Source organism: Veillonella sp. 3913 (genome assembly GCF_003992235.1).
In the GTDB taxonomy this organism is placed as follows: Bacteria; Bacillota; Negativicutes; order Veillonellales; family Veillonellaceae; genus F0422.
In genome coordinates this window covers 164,850-182,651 of sequence record NZ_RQVF01000001.1, presented here as the reverse complement: position 1 = coordinate 182,651, position 17,802 = coordinate 164,850, and the positions used below count along the sequence as shown (strand labels likewise).

Annotated in this window: 24 protein-coding genes; 6 read left to right on the top strand and 18 right to left on the bottom strand. The window is 37.0% G+C overall.

Going from position 1 to position 17,802, the window contains the following annotated elements; all coding sequences use genetic code 11:
* Positions 1-119: 119 nt before the first annotated feature.
* The gene (locus tag EO113_RS00880) at positions 120-344 is read right to left on the bottom strand and encodes a hypothetical protein (protein ID WP_127135259.1); all 225 of its coding nucleotides are present in this window, start codon (positions 342-344) and stop codon (positions 120-122) included.
* A 2-nt stretch (positions 345-346) separates the two neighbouring features.
* A complete protein-coding gene (locus tag EO113_RS00875) occupies positions 347-595 on the bottom strand; it encodes a hypothetical protein (RefSeq protein WP_127135258.1) in 249 nt (82 codons plus the stop codon).
* Between the two features lie 58 nt (positions 596-653).
* On the opposite strand from EO113_RS00875, the gene EO113_RS00870 reads away from it, so the two are divergent.
* Together EO113_RS00870 and EO113_RS00865 are read left to right on the top strand one after the other, a co-directional pair.
* On the top strand, positions 654-1,280 hold the full coding sequence (locus EO113_RS00870; protein WP_127135257.1) for a hypothetical protein: 627 nt from the start codon (positions 654-656) through the stop codon (positions 1,278-1,280).
* A 386-nt stretch (positions 1,281-1,666) separates the two neighbouring features.
* Positions 1,667-2,236, top strand: coding sequence for a hypothetical protein (locus EO113_RS00865; protein ID WP_127135256.1), 570 nt, complete (start codon positions 1,667-1,669; stop codon positions 2,234-2,236).
* A 188-nt stretch (positions 2,237-2,424) separates the two neighbouring features.
* Here EO113_RS00865 and EO113_RS08050 read toward each other — a convergent pair whose 3' ends face one another.
* The 4 genes from EO113_RS08050 to EO113_RS00850 all read right to left on the bottom strand — a co-directional run bounded on the left by EO113_RS08050 (position 2,425) and on the right by EO113_RS00850 (position 3,574).
* The gene (locus EO113_RS08050) at positions 2,425-2,568 is read right to left on the bottom strand and encodes a hypothetical protein (protein WP_164726273.1); all 144 of its coding nucleotides are present in this window, start codon (positions 2,566-2,568) and stop codon (positions 2,425-2,427) included.
* Positions 2,569-2,864: 296 nt separating this feature from the next.
* The gene (locus EO113_RS00860) at positions 2,865-3,077 is read right to left on the bottom strand and encodes a hypothetical protein (protein ID WP_127135255.1); all 213 of its coding nucleotides are present in this window, start codon (positions 3,075-3,077) and stop codon (positions 2,865-2,867) included.
* Between the two features lie 13 nt (positions 3,078-3,090).
* Positions 3,091-3,297, bottom strand: a complete 207-nt coding sequence (locus EO113_RS00855) for a hypothetical protein (RefSeq protein WP_127135254.1) — start codon at positions 3,295-3,297, stop codon at positions 3,091-3,093.
* A gap of 70 nt (positions 3,298-3,367) precedes the next feature.
* Positions 3,368-3,574 carry a helix-turn-helix transcriptional regulator gene (locus EO113_RS00850; protein ID WP_206168637.1) on the bottom strand — a complete coding sequence of 69 codons (207 nt, stop codon included), beginning with the start codon at positions 3,572-3,574 and terminating at the stop codon, positions 3,368-3,370.
* A gap of 148 nt (positions 3,575-3,722) precedes the next feature.
* On the opposite strand from EO113_RS00850, the gene EO113_RS00845 reads away from it, so the two are divergent.
* From EO113_RS00845 to EO113_RS00830, 4 genes are all read left to right on the top strand, one after another.
* Positions 3,723-4,469, top strand: a complete 747-nt coding sequence (locus tag EO113_RS00845) for a S24 family peptidase (protein WP_127135252.1) — start codon at positions 3,723-3,725, stop codon at positions 4,467-4,469.
* A gap of 129 nt (positions 4,470-4,598) precedes the next feature.
* Positions 4,599-4,937 carry a helix-turn-helix domain-containing protein gene (locus EO113_RS00840; RefSeq protein ID WP_127135251.1) on the top strand — a complete coding sequence of 113 codons (339 nt, stop codon included), beginning with the start codon at positions 4,599-4,601 and terminating at the stop codon, positions 4,935-4,937.
* A 141-nt stretch (positions 4,938-5,078) separates the two neighbouring features.
* Positions 5,079-5,690 carry a helix-turn-helix domain-containing protein gene (locus EO113_RS00835; protein WP_127135250.1) on the top strand — a complete coding sequence of 204 codons (612 nt, stop codon included), beginning with the start codon at positions 5,079-5,081 and terminating at the stop codon, positions 5,688-5,690.
* Between the two features lie 123 nt (positions 5,691-5,813).
* Positions 5,814-6,986 carry a site-specific integrase gene (locus tag EO113_RS00830; RefSeq protein WP_127135249.1) on the top strand — a complete coding sequence of 391 codons (1,173 nt, stop codon included), beginning with the start codon at positions 5,814-5,816 and terminating at the stop codon, positions 6,984-6,986.
* Between the two features lie 233 nt (positions 6,987-7,219).
* On the opposite strand, the gene EO113_RS00825 is transcribed toward EO113_RS00830, so the two are convergent.
* The 12 genes from EO113_RS00825 to EO113_RS00770 form a co-directional block, all read right to left on the bottom strand.
* Complete coding sequence (locus tag EO113_RS00825; protein ID WP_127135248.1) at positions 7,220-8,956, bottom strand: proline--tRNA ligase; 1,737 nt, start codon at positions 8,954-8,956, stop codon at positions 7,220-7,222.
* 35 nt (positions 8,957-8,991) lie between these two features.
* Positions 8,992-10,068 (bottom strand): flavodoxin-dependent (E)-4-hydroxy-3-methylbut-2-enyl-diphosphate synthase, encoded by a 1,077-nt coding sequence (gene ispG, locus EO113_RS00820; protein ID WP_127135247.1) that lies wholly within the window; start codon positions 10,066-10,068, stop codon positions 8,992-8,994.
* A gap of 9 nt (positions 10,069-10,077) precedes the next feature.
* On the bottom strand, positions 10,078-11,097 hold the full coding sequence (rseP, locus tag EO113_RS00815) for an RIP metalloprotease RseP (protein ID WP_127135246.1): 1,020 nt from the start codon (positions 11,095-11,097) through the stop codon (positions 10,078-10,080).
* On the bottom strand, positions 11,091-12,251 hold the full coding sequence (locus EO113_RS00810; protein WP_127135245.1) for a 1-deoxy-D-xylulose-5-phosphate reductoisomerase: 1,161 nt from the start codon (positions 12,249-12,251) through the stop codon (positions 11,091-11,093). Before EO113_RS00810 ends, rseP begins: the two co-directional genes overlap by 7 nt.
* Before the next feature lie 24 nt (positions 12,252-12,275).
* Positions 12,276-13,094, bottom strand: a complete 819-nt coding sequence (locus EO113_RS00805; RefSeq protein ID WP_127135244.1) for a phosphatidate cytidylyltransferase — start codon at positions 13,092-13,094, stop codon at positions 12,276-12,278.
* A 1-nt stretch (position 13,095) separates the two neighbouring features.
* Complete coding sequence (locus EO113_RS00800) at positions 13,096-13,863, bottom strand: isoprenyl transferase (RefSeq protein ID WP_127135243.1); 768 nt, start codon at positions 13,861-13,863, stop codon at positions 13,096-13,098.
* The gene (locus EO113_RS00795; RefSeq protein WP_127135242.1) at positions 13,835-14,092 is read right to left on the bottom strand and encodes a hypothetical protein; all 258 of its coding nucleotides are present in this window, start codon (positions 14,090-14,092) and stop codon (positions 13,835-13,837) included. The genes EO113_RS00800 and EO113_RS00795 overlap by 29 nt, the downstream gene beginning before the upstream one ends.
* Positions 14,092-14,652, bottom strand: a complete 561-nt coding sequence (gene frr / locus EO113_RS00790) for a ribosome recycling factor (protein ID WP_127135241.1) — start codon at positions 14,650-14,652, stop codon at positions 14,092-14,094. The genes EO113_RS00795 and frr overlap by 1 nt, the downstream gene beginning before the upstream one ends.
* A 12-nt stretch (positions 14,653-14,664) precedes the next feature.
* Positions 14,665-15,384 carry a UMP kinase gene (gene pyrH, locus EO113_RS00785; protein ID WP_009352746.1) on the bottom strand — a complete coding sequence of 240 codons (720 nt, stop codon included), beginning with the start codon at positions 15,382-15,384 and terminating at the stop codon, positions 14,665-14,667.
* 76 nt (positions 15,385-15,460) lie between these two features.
* The gene (gene tsf, locus EO113_RS00780; RefSeq protein WP_009352758.1) at positions 15,461-16,144 is read right to left on the bottom strand and encodes a translation elongation factor Ts; all 684 of its coding nucleotides are present in this window, start codon (positions 16,142-16,144) and stop codon (positions 15,461-15,463) included.
* A gap of 121 nt (positions 16,145-16,265) precedes the next feature.
* Positions 16,266-16,991, bottom strand: coding sequence for a 30S ribosomal protein S2 (rpsB, locus tag EO113_RS00775; protein WP_062402636.1), 726 nt, complete (start codon positions 16,989-16,991; stop codon positions 16,266-16,268).
* A 207-nt stretch (positions 16,992-17,198) separates the two neighbouring features.
* On the bottom strand, positions 17,199-17,780 hold the full coding sequence (locus EO113_RS00770; protein WP_127068541.1) for a hypothetical protein: 582 nt from the start codon (positions 17,778-17,780) through the stop codon (positions 17,199-17,201).
* Between the last annotated feature and the right edge of the window lie 22 nt (positions 17,781-17,802).

Sequence of the window (17,802 nt, the reverse complement as noted above, 5' to 3'; positions counted from 1 at the left end):
TGTGTATCTGTATCTGCAATGTTCGCAGTGCTCCATGCAGATTGTTCCTTTATGCAGTGAACATCGGACATATGCCCTTGTCCTTTTATTCTTTTCATTGCAAATTATACAGATTGTCTTCATTGCATTCTAATACTCTTGAGATACGCTTCAAATGCATCTACTCTTACCAGTTTTGCCCTTTCATTGATTGTAATTATGTACTCGTTCCATGGTTTAGTTTTTTCCATAGCATTAATTAACTCAGATGTCTTTGTTCTTCCTAAATCAAATAGTGTCGCAACATTACCGACCCTGGCATATTGTTGTTGTAAAGGCTTAACCTCAATTACTTCTACTTTCATAATTACGATACCCCTCTTGCACCCATTACATATTTAGCTTCTCTAAGATATGCATTTTCTATCTTTTTGATGAGTTTCTTATATTCACTTTTCATTTCATTACTACAAGTCATCGTTTCACATTTATTCAGGATTTTCAGAACCTCTATTAAGTTCTTTTGATTTTCTATCATGCAATAAAATGAAACTCTTGCAGTTTCTTCATTACATGACTGCTCTTCCCTACTTTTTTCTTTTGTCTCACAAGCCATATTTCCACCTCCTGCTTTTTCTTTCTGTGTTATAATCACCATGAAAGGAGGTGATTACATGTCCAATAAAAAATGTTTTCAATCTTTACCCGATTCTATTAGTCGCATTAATGCTGCAACATCACTTTTTAATGAATTATTCACGAGCATCCAAAAAGTTTCTCAGCCGGTAGATTTGTTTCCCACTAAATTAGAGGATAAACTCTTTAAGTCCTTATCTTATTTTTTTGAACATTCCTCTACAATTCGACTACAACAATTATTAAATTCTTTAGAATTAGAACATCTATCACAAGAACTTCAAAGTTGTGATGCAGATTATTTACATGATTTTATAGATGATATTATAGATATTCCATCTGATTTGCTATGCGAACTATCTTCTTATACCTCTCAAATAATGACTGATTCATCACCAGAGGAGATCCTATTCCCTAGCAGTTTGCTAGAAAACTTTTCTGAAAAACTTCAATCACTGTATAAATCTAATAAAGCTGCCTTTATAACAAACTTAGTGACTATTATCTCTATAATAGTTGTTGCTTGTGCCGGGTATGTTGCTCATCAAGATGCTCAACAAGCCCACCTCGATGCTCTACAAGCTCATCAAGATTTTATAGATTCACAAAATAAAGGCAAGGCTAATAGTAAGTGCGAAACAACAGCTAGTGATAATAATCCATAAAACATTAAGTCACTATTAGGGGTATTTAAAAATGCCAATCCATATCCCAATATTGTGACCACAATTTGATTTGCTATCATGTATAAATCTTTTTTTGTAATGGGCCTCTCTTTTAGAGGCTCTTTTTCTGTATCCACCTCTCCACCTCCTTTTTACATCTATTTTTTATTAACTCAGTATGTCTACTTTCCTTTTTTTATCAATATTTCTATGATTATAATGAGCATGCATAAATAGTACGGCCACCCTAATAATAAATTGAGTATCTTATTCCTTATGTCATTCACTATCGCCTTTTCTAAAGCTTCTTTCAGAACTTTATTATCTTCATCCAATCTAGTCACCTCATCTATATGTTATAATCACACTGAAAGGGGGTGATTCCTATGAAAAATAACGAAAAAAACAAAACAGCTCTAGAGATATATGTAAAGAATCGTGAGTTGATAGAACGCGTTATAACTTTACCTGCCAGTAAATTTTTAACAACCCACTCATCATTATTTAATGCTTGTATTTCTTCGGCACCTCTTTGTTCAGCCGCTTACAAAGTTTACGAGCAATTAAACTCCACACATACCACTTTTTATTCTTCTATGTCTTTTTTAGAAATCCACCAAATAATAAGAAGAATGGAGAACTATGAAACACTAACTAATGCTATTTTTAATGCTGTTTCAACCTATCAAGTGCCAGATATTATCGACTTATCAGCTTTAAAACACGATATCCCACCTATTAACTCACTCAAAGTATTGCCTCTTAATACAAATCTGAACCCTTCAGAATTAAGTATTTTGGAATGGTTAATTAAAGATAAAAGGTTGCTTGACTGGTGTAAAACACATTTTCCTAAACTTTCTAAAGCAACTATGGAAAGTGTTATTTCTTATATATTCTCTAAGTTCATTACCGCATTGTTTGAAAAACTAATAGAAACCTTTATTAAATTTTAGATTCTAAAACCTCTAATGAAATAAACAAGCATTCTATAAAAAACAATGCAATCATTGGGTAGGTGATACGTGTTATATCATCGACAACTAACAGTATCATTAGTAAGAATACGCATCGTAGTGTAATTCTAACTAATTTCCATCCCTCACCTTTAGTTACGGTCCTCTCTTGTAGGGGCTCTTTTTCTTTATCCATTTGTCATCTCCATATTAGAATTGCTCTTTACTTTTTCTTGCAATTCAAGTAACTCTTTCATCTTCTTAATCGCTTCATCTAATTCGGTAGTATCCACTGAAATAGTAATGATTAATTTACCTTCTTTCTGCAACATGTTATATTACCTCCTTCTGAAAATCTGCTTCACCTGGTTGTAAGTGCACTAAACTCTTACTTTCTTGTGCCGATTTTTATAGTTGAAAGGTCGTATTCCTAGGGGCATGCTTGTTTTTGGTCGTAGGATGCAAAAGCTAAGTTCGCCTCTTCCTGTAATGTGATGCATATTTTGTTTATACTCTTCATGCCTTATGTTCAAACAATGTTCCTCCGTGTTACTACTGAATGGCAATTCAACGAATCCTATTACTGTTTTTCCACGGTATATCATCCCTTTCCGTGTTTTCATCCCCTTTACCTCTTACACCCACTTTGTCGTGGGTCTTTCTCAAAGTTCCCTAATCCGTACAGCAAATTTGCCACTGTGATTGATGTGACGTAATCCTGTGCATGATCCTTTGAGCCTGTCGCAGTGGCCAATGCAAAGCTTTCTTCCGCTTGGTCTAGCGCGGTTAGATAGTACTGTTCAAAATATCGATTTTGAATTGGTGTTAGTTCTGGTAGCATGTTGTATTCCTCCTTACATCTCGCAAAGTCTTGCATCGGGATCAAAGTCACCTAATTTTAGATAGGCTCTTGCTTTTGCTAATTCAGCTTCGCCCATTTCAAAATATTTGTGGTTTTTAGTTTTATGATATTTCCTGCCTAGTTCTATTGAATCATCAATGGCCTTGATGTGTAAGGCTTCCAAATATGAGTTTTGTTCTTCTGTTAATCCTGGTAGCATAATTCCTCCTTCTGAAAGTCCGCTTCACCTGGTTACTTTATGAGTTAGATTTTTGTTTTTAGACAATAAGTCAAGCATGCTTGACTTTTGAGCTAAAAAAAATAGTCCCTGGATCACTATTTAACGCATCTGCCAACGCAATTAATGTAGATACCTTTATATCGGATTTGCTATTATTTTCAATATCGATAATTGTCGCCCTGGAAATTCCAGCACGATTAGCAAGTTCTTGTTGCGTTAACTTTGCTTTTTCTCTAAATTCTCTTAATCTATTCAAAATATACCTCCTTTAAAATGTCAAGCATGCTTGACTACCTTATTGTGCATAGTATACATCAATAAAAAAACGATGTCAAGCAGATTTGACATAATTTTTCCTCAATGGTAAACTGTAGTTGACATTAATATTTATAAAGGAGAACACCATGAGACTGAGTCAACTATTAAAAGAATATAGAAGAGAACATAAACTCTCGCAACAACTTTTAGCCGATAAAATAGGTGTTTCAAAACAATACATATCAATGTTGGAAAATGAAAAAAACTCCAGAAGTGGAAACCCTATTGCTCCTTCAGTTGCTACTATGAAAAAAATTTCTGAAGGTCTTAATATACCAATTAATACGTTATTAACACAATTGGATGGTGATCAAGTTATTGATTTTACATCTAATAGCACCAATATGTCGTCTATTTCCAATAATATAAATTTTGCTAATAATAGTGCAATCATAGATACTTGTCAGAATTACTCATCCTACACCTATATTCCTATTAGTGTTTCTGCTGGAACCTTAAAAACAATTGAGGGTCTTTCAGAGTTACCCACCATCCAATTACCTGATTGTATGATGGGTAACTATGCTGGCAATACTGATGTGTTTATTATGCATGTTAATGGGGATAGTATGAACCGTTTATTTAATGATGGTGATTCAATTATGTGCACACCGCTTCCTTCTTTCTCTCATATAGAAAATGGTGATGTAGTGGTCGTTGAACTACATGGCGAATATACGGTAAAACATTTCTTTAACGATCAAACTAATAATCGTGTTATCCTTCGACCTGATTCTACTAACCCTATTCATACGGATATAATTCTTTCCTATGAACAAGCTGAGGAATTGCAACTCATTGGCATTGTTGTCATGTGCTGTAAATACATTTAGTGATGCACTACCACCTACACCGCTTAACAGCAAACACTTATAGCTCAAACCACTTCATTTACCAATGATGAATATGATAAGCGATTTAACTATAGTAACTTTTTTAAATTTTCTAAGAGGAGTAATCTCATGAGTAAAGATATTATAAATCAAACTATAGGAAAAAATATTAGTTATTTTAGAAAATTAAAAGGGCTAACTTTATTAGAGCTAGCTAATCAATTAGGTTTAAGCGAAGGAACTGTGCAGCGCTACGAATCTGGTAATATTACAAACGTGAGTATCTCAATAGCGGTAGAGTTTGCTAAAGTTCTAAATACAACCCCTCAAGTTCTTATGGGATGGGAACCTATCACCTACACCGCTAAACAACAAACTCTTCTTGCTGAAACCGCATCATTTACTGATGAACAATATGATAAACTCTTTGATTATATTAATTTTATTAAACTTTCTAAATCATCATAGATTTAAAAAAATGTAAAAAGAATCCCTCACTCTAATAGAATGGGGGAATTGCTACACAATATTTGAAAATTATTACAAAAGAATGGATGTGTATGATAATGTCGATTGAAGAACGAAAAAGATAATGGAGGATATGTTTTTATGAATACAATTTATGAAAAAATAAAGGCAAGGCGAATTGAATTAGGATTAACGCAAGATGAGTTGGCAAAACAAATGGGATACTCTTCCCGTTCAACAATTAACAAAATTGAATCTGGATTAGTAGATATTACCCGCAACAAAATTGAAAAATTCGCAACAGTTCTAAATGTTCCTCCCGCTTATTTACTGGGATGGCGTGAAGATATTTACTTTGCAGATCAACTTACTGCATTAACAGGTCATTCTATACAGTCTAATTCAATTCAAGATACATTTGCTAATCGATTAAAAATAGCAATGCAACGAAAACATTTGAGCCAAACTGATTTAAGTAACTTGACTGGTATTGGAAAGTCCTCTTTAAGCACCTATTTAAAAGGAGATTATAAACCACAACAATCCAAGATAGATTTGCTCTCCTCTATTTTAGGTGTCACTTCCGCATGGCTTATGGGGTATGATTTTCCCATAGATTATAATGTTAATAATACAACATTCATTGAAAATTTAACTTTAAAGCAAAAAGAAGTATTGGAAAATATCCAAGACTTCAATAATGAACAGTTGGATAAGCTGCTTGAGTATATTTTGTTTTTAAAAAGTAGATAAGGTAACTCTATGAATTTGTTGGCTCCAACAAAATGGAAACAAATCAAGTTTATAAAAAAAAGAACCCCCTACTCCAAATGGATCAGGGGAAGTTCTACTCAATTTTTAAATTATTAGAATAGAATGGATGTGCATTACATGTGGATTGAAGAACGCAAAGATAAAAATGACAATATTTCCTATGCCTATATTGAGCGGTATACGTGCCCTCTTACTGGCAAGAAGAAAAGGGTTAGTGTTGTGTATCCTAATAAATCACGTCTTACACAAAAGACTGCTCAACAATATCTACAAGACCGTATCGATGAAATCATTGCAGGTTATTCTACCGCAATTACATTGAGTGAGTTATTAGATTCCTATATTGAGTACCACAGCAATTTTATTAAGGTTTCCACTATTAGGAACCTACATCATGCACGTGCAGGGTTATTAGCTAGCATTCCAGGTGAAACGCTTTACCAGAATCTTACCGCTTCCATGGTGCAGCATGCAATTAATGTGTACTACGAAACGCATGCATATAGCACAACTAAGCAACTCTTGCACCTATTTAGGTCAGCATTGCGGTATAACTTCCGTTTAGGTGTAATTAAGGATATCAGCATAATTGAGCGTTTAGAATTAAAGCGCAAGCCAATATCTATGATTGACATTGATCGTGCCAAAGATAAATTCCTAGAACCAGAAGAATTGAAAGAAGTTATTTCCTTATTGGAAATATCTAATCCCGTTGTGGCTAAATTATGTGAGTTTCAATCTCTTACGGGCTTGAGGTTTGGGGAAATGGTTGCGCTGCGTGATTGTGATTACGATAAAGACAATCACCGCATCCACGTAAATGGCACTTTATGTGTTGATAAAGGAACTACATCACAATTATCTCGTACAACCCCTAAAAATGTCTATTCAATTCGCTATGTAGATTTAGACTCACGTTCAGAATCTATCTTAGAATCTTTCATGTTGTCCAACAAAGTCCGTGAGCTTTGGAAACATCAAAAACGCAATAACGATTACATTTTTACTACAGAAGGTGGCTACCCTTTTGACCACCATTTTGTTAATAAGGTGTTGAAAAAGTTAAACTATCACAAGCATTTGAGTACACATATATTTCGACATACTCATATTAGCTTATTAGCGGCTGCCAATGTGCCACTTAAAGCAGCGATGGCACGTGTTGGCCATAATGATCCTAGTACAACCTTGGGTGTCTATACTCATGTCACCGCTTCCATGAATAAAGAAGCTGTAAATGCTATGGAATTGGTTGCGGAGAAATTGGTTAAGTAGATGTCTATCTACAATAGAATGTCCACTGGAATGCAATATGAGTAAAATTTGGCAAAAATTGCCCTTGCCCATTTTTTGCCCATTTTTTACTTACTAATTATATAAACCATTGATATATTAGTCTTAATCGGCTCTAGTCCCCTCGTCTCCACCACAATACAAAACAAGATAACCGCTTATTCATAAGTGTTCGTAAGTGTTCACGAATACGATGAATAAGCGGTTTTTTGTAATTAAATGCTATATCCATCTTTCAACAGACGAAGTAATCCTTGTACAGAGGTACTTACCTCATCAATTTTAAGAGTGCTTGTAGAACCATCTTTACGAATACGTAATTCTACTTCGCCAGATTCGATAGTATTTTTACTTACCGTGATGCGTACAGGATAGCCAATCAAATCTGCGTCTTTAAATTTAACACCTGCACGGTCCTTACGATCATCCAATAGTACATCAACACCAGCTTGTTTCATCTCTTTATACAAGCGTTCGCTCACTTCCATCAAAGCATCATCTTTCGCATTAATTGGAACGATAACAACCTCGAATGGAGCGATCGCTACTGGCCAAATGATACCATTTTCATCATAACTTTGTTCAATAGCAGCCGCCAATGTACGTCCTACACCGATACCATAGCAACCCATTTGGAATGGAGTTGGACGGCCACCTTGGTTCAATACTGTGGCATTCATAGATTCAGAGTACTTCGTACCCAATTTGAATACTTGCCCCACTTCGATGCCTTTGTCGATGCGTAGTTGACCACCGCATTTAGGGCATGGATCATCGAGAGTAATCAAACGGATTGGTGCCACAATGATATCATCCATATTGAAATCACGGTTAGGATTGATATTGATATAATGCGCATCTGTTGTATTAGCACCGCCACATACATTATGTAAGTTCATCACAGTTTCATCCACTACAATGGCAAACTCTTCTGATTGTGAAAGTCCCACTGGGCTAATGAATCCAGCTGTTAAGCCTACACGTGTTAAGTCTTCTGGGGTTGCCATTTCTGGTTCAATGCCACCTTCTACAGCTCGTTGTACAGCGATTTCATTCACTTCATGGTCACCGCGAACAATGGCAAGAATAACTTTACCTTCAATGTTATAGACTACTGCTTTAATTGTTTTTTCCAATGGCAATTGTAACATATCGGCTACTGCTTGAATTGACTTAGCATCTGGTGTAGATACTGTTTCCAATGCCTTAGCTTCTTCTGTATCCACTTCCAATGCTTTTGGTTGGCCAATTTCAATATTTGCAGCATAATCACATTTTGTGCAGTGGATAACATCTGCCTCACCGGATTCCGCCAAAGCCATGAACTCAAAGCTACCGGAACCACCAATAGCACCATTATCTGCTTCTACTGGTTTACATGTTAAGCCACAACGTTTGAAAATTTTACTATATGCCTCATACATATCCCAAAAAGACTTGCTCATACCTTCTTCATCGATGTCAAAGGAATAGGCATCTTTCATGATGAACTCACGGCTACGCATCAATCCATAGCGTGGGCGACGTTCATCGCGATATTTATTTTGAATTTGATATAAACTTAAAGGTAATTGACGATAGGAATTGACTTCCCCTCGAACTAGATTAGTTACCATTTCTTCATGAGTTGGTCCTAAGCAATATTCACGGCCATGACGGTCGGAAATACGCATCATTTCTGCACCGTACGCAGCCCAACGACCAGATTCTTCCCATAATTCACTAGGTTGAAGAATGGGCATCATAATTTCTTGGCTGTTAATTGCTTCCATTTCTTCACGGATAATAGCATTAATTTTATGGATACTGCGCCACGCTAATGGTAAATAGGTGTATAAACCACCAGCCACTTTACGAACAAAGCCAGCGCGCAACATTAATTGTTGGCTAATTACATCAGCATCGGATGGCATTTCCCGTAATGTTGGTGCATATAAGCGACTTGCTAACATAACATACTCCTTTATATTCTATATGATTCATACTCTTAATTATCTTCTAATGTTAAAAGATATTGATCGATTTCAGCAAATAAGGTCTCTACCAATTCTTGTTCTGGTACAGTTTTTAATACTTTTCCTTTGCGGAAAATAATACCTTGTCCTTTACCTCCTGCAATACCAAAATCAGCTTCTCGTGCTTCTCCAGGTCCATTTACTACACATCCCATAACAGCTACACGGATTGGGGCTTTTATAGCCTTCAATCGTTCTTCAACAATGTCTGCCATATTGAATAAATTGACTTGACATCTGCCACAGGTAGGACAAGAAATCATAGTCGCTCCAAAGGTACGAAGTTCCAAGGAGCTTAAAATAGTTTTTGCCACTTCTACCTCATGGATAGGGTCGCCTGTTAAAGACACACGTATTGTATCACCGATACCATCTGCCAAGAGTGTTCCAATACCGATAGCCGATTTAATCGTTCCTTGTTTGATAGTGCCAGCTTCTGTGACACCTAAATGCAATGGATATGGTATTTTGCTGGATAATTTGCGATACGCTTCAATCATTAAAGGTACATCTGTGGCTTTGATGGAAACTTTCATTTGATCATATTCTAAAGATTCTAAGATACGAATATGTTCTAAAGCGGTTTCCACCATACCATCAGCAGTAGGGTGTCCACCATGAGCGTCTAATACATGTTGTGGTAAGGATCCAGCATTGACACCTATACGAATAGGAATCAACTTCGGCTTAGCTTTTTCCACAACTTTTACCACATTATCGATACTACCGATATTTCCTGGATTAATGCGAAGCCCATCGATCCCACTATCAATAGCTTGTAGTGCTAAGCGGTAGTCAAAATGAATATCCGCAATTAATGGAATCATGGCACGTTCTTTAATATCTTTTATGGCTTTTGCTGCTGCCATATCAGGAACAGCTAAACGAACTAGTTCACAACCAGCGGTAGCCAGACGATTGATTTCTTCAATAGATTGCTCGACTTTTACAGGATTTGTAGTAATCATCGATTGGATACTGACAGGTGCGTGATTCCCAATATGGACGGTACCCACTTGAATACCCTTTGTCGGTTTACGTTCTATCATAGTATACCTCTAAAATAATCGTAGAATATCTTGGAATGTAGAATATAGAAACACTAATAATAATAAGCCTACCCCAGTCATTTGAATATATTGCAAGGCCTTTTCTGGCAATTTGCGACCCGTAATGCCTTCTAGAATCAACAACACCAAATGTCCACCATCAAGTACGGGAATTGGCAATAAGTTGATTACGCCAAGATTTAGACTCAATAAAGCAGTGAATAACAGCAAACTGATAAAACCATGTTGTGCTACTTGCCCCGCCATTTGTGCTACACCGATAGGACCAGCTACATCGCCTTTACTGTGTCCTGTTACAATATTCCATAAACCTTGTACCATATCAGCAAGAGTAGATCCAGTGTGTGTTAAAGCGTGCACTGCAGATTCACCAATACTATACTCTTTTACTTCTAATACTGGATTAATTCCGATGACAGCTCTATCACCAGATTCACGGGGAATGACAGTGGTAGATATACTCTCTCCATTTCTATCTAATGTAACAGATACTACATGATTACTATGGCCTTTCAGAGACTCTGTAATATCCTTCCATTCTGTAATGGATTGACCATTGATGGATACAATTTTATCTCCTTTTTGGATACCAGCTGTAGCTGCTGGATTTCCTGCTAAGGTATCTCCGATAATTGGTTCATGAGATGGAATTGTGGTGCCATGAAAGGCGAATACAAAAAAGTATATCACAATAGCCAACAAAAAATTAAATGTAGCACCTGCAGCGATCACGATAAATCGTTGCCATACAGGTTTGCTGTTGAACCCACGGTCACCTGCATCTTCAGAAGGATCCATACCAGCAATTTTGTTGAATCCACCTAATGGCAAAAGACGTAAAGAGTAAAGTGTTTCTCCTTTTTGTTTTTGTATAACATTAGGGCCAATGCCGATAGCAAATTCATCAACACGCATGCCGCAGGCTTTCGCCGTTAGAAAATGTCCTAATTCGTGAATCATAACAATCACACCGAATACAAAGACAGCTCCTAAAATTGTAATTAACATGCACTTCTCCTTTGTATTTCTTTAGTAGCTTCTTGTCTAGCCCACGCATCCATGGCCAGTACATCATCAATAGATGTAGGTACACCATTGTTCATGCGTTCAATAACGGTTGAAACTACTTCATATATATGTCCATAAGTAATTCGTTCATCCAGTAAGGCATAGACCGCCATTTCATTGGCTGCATTGAATACAGCAGGTGCATAACCACCTTCTTTTCCCACTGTGAAAGCGAGCCGTAAGGCAGGAAAATCATCCCACCTAGGTGCCATAAACTGAAGATCTAAACCCTTAGTAAAATCTAAATGTTCCATTTGTAATGGATATCGTTTTGGATAGGTCATCGCGTATTGGATAGGCTCACGCATATCTGGATTCCCTAATTGTGCCAAAATAGCTCCATCTTTCATTTGAATCATAGAGTGTACAATACTTTGGGGATGTACTACTACATCAATATGATCGTAATCGAAATCAAACAACCAATGAGCTTCAATCACTTCTAATCCCTTATTGAATAAAGTAGCTGAGTCAATTGTAATTTTATTTCCCATATTCCAAGTAGGATGTGCCAAACAATCCTTTGCAGTCGCATTATATAAATTTTCTGACTTCCAATGACGTAAGGCACCACCTGAGGCTGTGATAATTAACTTCTCAACATTACTTCTATCTTGACCTTCTAAACATTGATAAATAGCACTATGTTCACTATCAATAGGTAAAATCGATACACCATGGTCTTGTGCTGCCTTTGTAATCAAAGAACCACAAGCTACTAAGGTTTCTTTATTCGCAAGACCAATTGTTTTCTTAGCTCGAATCGCAGCCATTGTAGGTTCAATTCCTGCAGCACCAACTACGGCAGTAACCACCATTGTCGCTTTTGGCAAGGTAGCTGCCGCAATCAAGGCTTCCTTGCCACTTACAATCTCTGTAGGTCCTTGATAACGATTTTTCAGTATAGAATAAGCACGCTCATCTACAACACCCACCATAATCGGATTAAATTCTGTAATTTGTTGTTCTAGCAAATCAATGTTGCTATGTGTTACTAGTGCCACTGCTTGAAATTGATCTGGATGTTGACGAATGACATCTAACGTTTGTGTTCCTATAGACCCGGTGGAGCCTAAAATACTTATAGCTTTCATAAAGGTCTCCTTAAGATTAAATCTTTACAGCATAAGAATATATGCTAATACTAATGGTGCCGCAAATAGTAGACTATCAAAACGATCTAATACACCACCATGACCAGGCAATAATGTACCGGAATCTTTTTTATTTGCTTCACGTTTTAATTTAGATTCAAATAAATCTCCTAGCGGTGCTAATATGCCGACAATTATACCTATTCCAACACCAAAATTTATTGGTAATCCTAAGCAAATAGAGCCAATCCATCCTGTCAAGACACAGCCAATAAAACCACCAATGAAACCTTCTAAGGTTTTATTAGGGCTAATGCTAGGTACGATGTTTCGTTTACCAATGGAGCGACCCACAAAATAGGCAAATGTATCACTGGCCCAAATAGAGATTAGCACAAGCCAGATGACAGCCATACCGAACCCATCTTGATCAGCGTAATAGCTCGTATTTTCATAGATTTTATTATCACGTAACACCATCAGTGCTATAAAGCCACTTGTGACATACAACAAGCTACTGATGGTAGATTGTACTGCTGGAAGCGTTATTTTTCCGTTGCAGAAGGTATATTCAATGACCATAGCCAACATCACCAAAACGCCTAGAAATATTGCTAATGGATAGTTACCAAACACTAAGGAACCGCATACAAGAACAATATAAATTAGTCCCCATAATGGTAACAAACGGCGTTTCATATGACGAAATAAGCTGACACACTCTACCCAACCAACGAAAGCCAACACGGACATCACAAGATTAAAAAATAGACCCCCATAGGTGATGGCAACCGCCAACAAGACAACGCCAATCAAAGCTGTGATGAGACGGGTTTTTAACATATTATTTCTCCTCTTTTAAACCACCAAATCTACGTTCACGTTGTTGGTATGCCAAAATGGCTTCTTCCAACACTTGTGGTGTAAAATCTGGCCAATGTAAAGGGGTAAACCAGAACTCTGCATAGGCAATTTGCCATAGTAAAAAATTACTGATACGTGCATCATTGCTTGGTCGAATCAGTAAATCTACACGGTCAAATTCTTGTGTATCTAAATAGGAAGAAATCAATGTTTCTGTAATATCCTCCTCAGAGATGATACCGCTTGCCACATCCTGGACAATCCGTTTTGTAGCTCGAGTGAGTTCGTCGCGTCCCCCATAGTTGATCGCTAATTGCAAAGTAATTCCTGTATTTTCTTGTGTCAAATCCTCAGATTCTTTAATGATTTTTTGTAACTCTTCAGATAGCTTAGTAATATCGCCCAAAAAACGAATGCGCACGCCTTCCGCATGCATTCGCTTTACATTTGAAAGTAAATACTCTTTAATAAGACCCATTAACAGGCTGACTTCTTCTTCTGGGCGTTTCCAATTTTCTGTAGAAAAACCATATACAGTCAGTGCTTTCACACCAAATCCTTGGGCAGCTTTCACAATGTCCTTTAATACTTCCGCACCTGCGCGATGCCCCATACTTCGTGGCATGCCTTTCCGCTTTGCCCATCTTCCATTACCATCCATGATAATAGCAATATGTTCTGGAATATTAGTAGGATCTACAGTCGGTCTCTCTTGTTGTTTACTTTTCTTCCATAAGTTTTTTAGCATATTGTACCTCATTCGACACTGTCACATGACTGGCTACCATAGGGTGAAAGAGAACTATCTCCCATGTACCTTCCGTTACTTTGACACGGCCTACATAACATTCTTCGGAAGAAATGGAAAAGAAGCGATTATAGTTCTTTTCTATTTTCGTAGTAAAAGGGATAGAGGCAGCCTGCAAAAGAGACTGTGCAAGCTGCCATGGAAATCCCAAAATAGATGTATGTTCCATTAGACAGACATAACATCCTTTTCTTTTGTATCACGAAGTTCATCAATTAATTTGATTTTTTTGTCGGTCAATTTTTGAACTTGATCTTGTCCATCTTTTGACACGTCTTCAGTAATTGTTTTCGCTTTTTCTTCTTTTTTAATTGCATCATTAGCATCACGACGAATGTTACGAATCGCAACTTTAGCGTCTTCTGCTTTTTTGCTTACAACTTTTACCAATTCTTTACGGCGGTCTTCCGTCAATTGAGGAATCGCCAAACGAATAGAATCACCATCATTATTAGGATTTAATCCTAAGTCAGATGTTAAGATTGCTTTTTCAATGGCACCAATCATTGTTTTATCCCATGGAGCGATTAAAATCATGCGAGGATCTGGAGCAGATACGTTCGCCACTTGATTAACAGGTGTTGGTGCACCATAGTAATCAACCATTACAGAATCTAATAGAGATGTATGAGCACGACCTGTGCGTACAGAGGCAAATTCGTGTTTCAAAGATTCAATTGTTTTGTCCATGCGCGCTTCTTCGCGGCTAATAATTTCTTTAATTTCCATAGTGTTCACCTTTTATTTTACGATAGTACCGATGGCTTCTCCTTTGGCAGCACGTGTAATGTTGCCAGGAATATCCATACTGAATACAACGATAGGAATATGATTATCTTTACACAAAGTAGTAGATGTAGCATCCATAACTTTTAATTCTTTGCTAATAACATCCATATATGTTAATTCATCAAATTTTACAGCATTAGGATTTGTTTTAGGATCAGAATCATATACACCATCGGCAAATTTTTTCGCCATTAAAATAGCATCTGCTTCGATTTCAGCAGCACGCAAAGCAGCTGTTGTATCTGTAGAGAAGTACGGATTACCAGTACCTGCTGCAAAGATAACAATACGGCCTTTTTCTAAGTGACGAATGGCACGACGACGAATATATGGTTCTGCTACTTCTTGCATTTCAATCGCTGTTTGAACACGAGTTGCTACGCCTGCATTTTCAAGAGCATCTTGTAATGCAATAGCATTCATCACTGTTGCAATCATACCCATATAATCAGCAGATGCACGATCCATACCTTTAGCACTACCGGATAGACCACGCCAAATATTTCCACCACCTACAACGATAGCAATTTCAATACCACTTTCTTTGGAAAGTGCAGCAATTTCCTGTGCCAATGGTTCTACCACTTGTGGGTTAATGCCAAATCCTTGATCACCTGCTAAGGCCTCACCGCTAAGTTTTAATACGATACGTTTAAATTTACGTTCACTCATGTCCTTCTCCTTATGACGTTTCTAACAAATAATTCAAAAATAAGAGAACACTTGCGGTGTTCTCTTATCTCCGTACTTATTTACCTACAGTAGCCATAACTTCTGCAACGAAATCGTCTTGTTTCTTTTCGATACCTTCGCCTAAAGCATAGCGAACATAACGACGTACGTTAATGTTTTCACCGATTTTAGCGATTGCTTCATTGATCATAGCTTGTACAGTTTTTTCACCGTCTTTAATGAAAACTTGTTCTAATAGGCAGTTTTCTTTATAGAATTTTTCAACGCGGCCAGCTACCATTTTTTCAAGAACTGCTTCTGGTTTTGGTTTACGGCCAGCTTTAACGTCTTCTTCAGCTTCTACTTTAGCTTGTTCCATCAATACAGCTTTTTCGTGTTCGATTATATTAGCTGGAACATCTTCACGTTTTAAGTATGTTGGGTTAGCTGCTGCAATTTGCATTGCTACATCTTTACAAAGAGCTTGGAAATCATCAGTTTTAGCAACGAAGTCTGTTTCACAGTTTACTTCTACTAATACGCCGATACGTCCACCACCATGAATGTAAGATGCTACTACACCTTCAGCTGCAATACGACCAGCTTTTTTAGCTGCCGCTGCTAAGCCTTTTTCACGAAGGAAGTCAACTGCTTTTTGGATATCGCCATCAACTTCTACCAATGCTTTTTTAGCATCCATCATACCTGCGCCAGTCATGTCGCGTAATTCTTTTACTAAAGCTGCTGTAATTTGAGCCATGATTTTTCCTCCTATAAATAATTAAGGTAAGACCTTAGCCTTACCTTAATTTTACATCGTTATTACTTATTTATCAATTAAGACTATGTCTGTATATATTGTTAAATAATCTTACAGATTCTTAAGCTTCTTCGGAAGCAGTTTCTGTACCGAAAGCGTCTTGTTCACCTTGACGACCTTCTAAAATAGCGTCAGCCATTTTACCAGCTAATAATTTAACTGCGCGAATAGCGTCATCATTTGCTGGGATAGGGAAATCAACTTCGTCTGGATCACAGTTAGTGTCCACAGTAGCTACTACAGGAATACCTAATTTTTTAGCTTCTGCGATAGCGATTTTTTCTTTTTTAGGGTCAATTACGAAAAGTGCACCTGGCATTTCTGGCATATCTTTAATACCGCCAAGATATTTTTCTAATTTTTCCCATTCATGACGAAGACGAATTACTTCTTTTTTTGGAAGAACTTCGAATGTTCCATCTTCAGCCATTTTTTCTAATTGTTTTAAGCGTTTAATACGAGCTTCGATAGTTTTGAAGTTAGTCAACATACCGCCCAACCAACGTTCGTTAACGAAGTACATATTCGCACGAAGAGCTTCTTCTTTTACAGCTTCTTGAGCTTGTTTTTTAGTACCTACGAAAAGGATTGTTTTGCCTTCTTGAGCTACTTCACGTAAGAAATCATACGCTTCTTCTACTTTTTTTACAGTTTTTTGAAGGTCAATGATATAAATACCATTACGTTCAGTGAAGATGAATTTAGCCATTTTAGGATTCCATCTTCTTGTTTGATGTCCAAAGTGAACACCAGCTTCTAATAATTGTTTAAGTGATACTACTGCCATGTTGGCACCTCCTGTTAAAAAACCTCCGCAACTCTCATCCCTCAGCAAACGCGAAATTGCGCACAGAACTGATAGTCTAGTTGCGTGTGTATTCATACTTGGTTAGTATAGCACAAACTGTTGAGTGAAAGCAAGGGGAACCTTGCTTTATATCAATATATCCTTGCATTAAGTTAATATTTACAAGAACAAAGTGATAACATACGATTAGTAATCCCAACCGAACATATGGAAGAGTCTATCTTTAATATGTTCTTCTTCGGAGTCCGGGATATAATTACCATAGTATTTACGTTCTATACTACCATTTCTGTAAATTAAGTTACCATGAACGTCATAATAAGAAGTTGGTATAGAATACGTTCCATAATTATGAAAAGACACTGAATTTACATAATATTCATTCGAGTAATATTCTACTGTTACTACATCTGGTTTGATCTCTCCAAATCCACCTAACCATTGAGATCCCAAAGGTGTAAATTCTCGCTTAAAAACACCTCTAACAACTCGATCCTGAGCTTCACCTCTTGCATATACTTTAGTTCTATCCAGGTATGTTTTATAGTATTTATTTTCAGAAATCAGAATCCATCGTTCTCCTGCTTGTGGTAAATGTAAATATCCATCACTCTGTTTTGTCACCTGCGTATTACTATCAGGAACTCCCAAAGCATTATCTAATTTCTTCAACGTTTTACTTAACCAACTAGCTTCTACTGTAGCAGTACCTGCATTCACGGCAAATACGCTAGCTAATACAAGAGCGATTGCTGTTCTTTTTCTCATAGCACACCTCACACTTATAAAA

What these genes read in the sequence shown, in the direction of transcription:
- EO113_RS00880 (WP_127135259.1), bottom strand. Translation starts at nt 344, where the DNA reads ATGAAAGTAGAAGTAATTGAGGTTAAGCCTTTACAACAACAATATGCC.
- EO113_RS00875 (WP_127135258.1), bottom strand. Translation starts at nt 595, where the DNA reads ATGGCTTGTGAGACAAAAGAAAAAAGTAGGGAAGAGCAGTCATGTAAT.
- EO113_RS00870 (WP_127135257.1), top strand. Translation starts at nt 654, where the DNA reads ATGTCCAATAAAAAATGTTTTCAATCTTTACCCGATTCTATTAGTCGC.
- EO113_RS00865 (WP_127135256.1), top strand. Translation starts at nt 1,667, where the DNA reads ATGAAAAATAACGAAAAAAACAAAACAGCTCTAGAGATATATGTAAAG.
- EO113_RS08050 (WP_164726273.1), bottom strand. Translation starts at nt 2,568, where the DNA reads ATGTTGCAGAAAGAAGGTAAATTAATCATTACTATTTCAGTGGATACT.
- EO113_RS00860 (WP_127135255.1), bottom strand. Translation starts at nt 3,077, where the DNA reads ATGCTACCAGAACTAACACCAATTCAAAATCGATATTTTGAACAGTAC.
- EO113_RS00855 (WP_127135254.1), bottom strand. Translation starts at nt 3,297, where the DNA reads ATGCTACCAGGATTAACAGAAGAACAAAACTCATATTTGGAAGCCTTA.
- EO113_RS00845 (WP_127135252.1), top strand. Translation starts at nt 3,723, where the DNA reads ATGAGACTGAGTCAACTATTAAAAGAATATAGAAGAGAACATAAACTC.
- EO113_RS00840 (WP_127135251.1), top strand. Translation starts at nt 4,599, where the DNA reads ATGAGTAAAGATATTATAAATCAAACTATAGGAAAAAATATTAGTTAT.
- EO113_RS00835 (WP_127135250.1), top strand. Translation starts at nt 5,079, where the DNA reads ATGAATACAATTTATGAAAAAATAAAGGCAAGGCGAATTGAATTAGGA.
- EO113_RS00830 (WP_127135249.1), top strand. Translation starts at nt 5,814, where the DNA reads ATGGATGTGCATTACATGTGGATTGAAGAACGCAAAGATAAAAATGAC.
- EO113_RS00825 (WP_127135248.1), bottom strand. Translation starts at nt 8,956, where the DNA reads ATGTTAGCAAGTCGCTTATATGCACCAACATTACGGGAAATGCCATCC.
- ispG (WP_127135247.1), bottom strand. Translation starts at nt 10,068, where the DNA reads ATGATAGAACGTAAACCGACAAAGGGTATTCAAGTGGGTACCGTCCAT.
- rseP (WP_127135246.1), bottom strand. Translation starts at nt 11,097, where the DNA reads ATGTTAATTACAATTTTAGGAGCTGTCTTTGTATTCGGTGTGATTGTT.
- EO113_RS00810 (WP_127135245.1), bottom strand. Translation starts at nt 12,251, where the DNA reads ATGAAAGCTATAAGTATTTTAGGCTCCACCGGGTCTATAGGAACACAA.
- EO113_RS00805 (WP_127135244.1), bottom strand. Translation starts at nt 13,094, where the DNA reads ATGTTAAAAACCCGTCTCATCACAGCTTTGATTGGCGTTGTCTTGTTG.
- EO113_RS00800 (WP_127135243.1), bottom strand. Translation starts at nt 13,863, where the DNA reads ATGCTAAAAAACTTATGGAAGAAAAGTAAACAACAAGAGAGACCGACT.
- EO113_RS00795 (WP_127135242.1), bottom strand. Translation starts at nt 14,092, where the DNA reads ATGGAACATACATCTATTTTGGGATTTCCATGGCAGCTTGCACAGTCT.
- frr (WP_127135241.1), bottom strand. Translation starts at nt 14,652, where the DNA reads ATGGAAATTAAAGAAATTATTAGCCGCGAAGAAGCGCGCATGGACAAA.
- pyrH (WP_009352746.1), bottom strand. Translation starts at nt 15,384, where the DNA reads ATGAGTGAACGTAAATTTAAACGTATCGTATTAAAACTTAGCGGTGAG.
- tsf (WP_009352758.1), bottom strand. Translation starts at nt 16,144, where the DNA reads ATGGCTCAAATTACAGCAGCTTTAGTAAAAGAATTACGCGACATGACT.
- rpsB (WP_062402636.1), bottom strand. Translation starts at nt 16,991, where the DNA reads ATGGCAGTAGTATCACTTAAACAATTATTAGAAGCTGGTGTTCACTTT.
- EO113_RS00770 (WP_127068541.1), bottom strand. Translation starts at nt 17,780, where the DNA reads ATGAGAAAAAGAACAGCAATCGCTCTTGTATTAGCTAGCGTATTTGCC.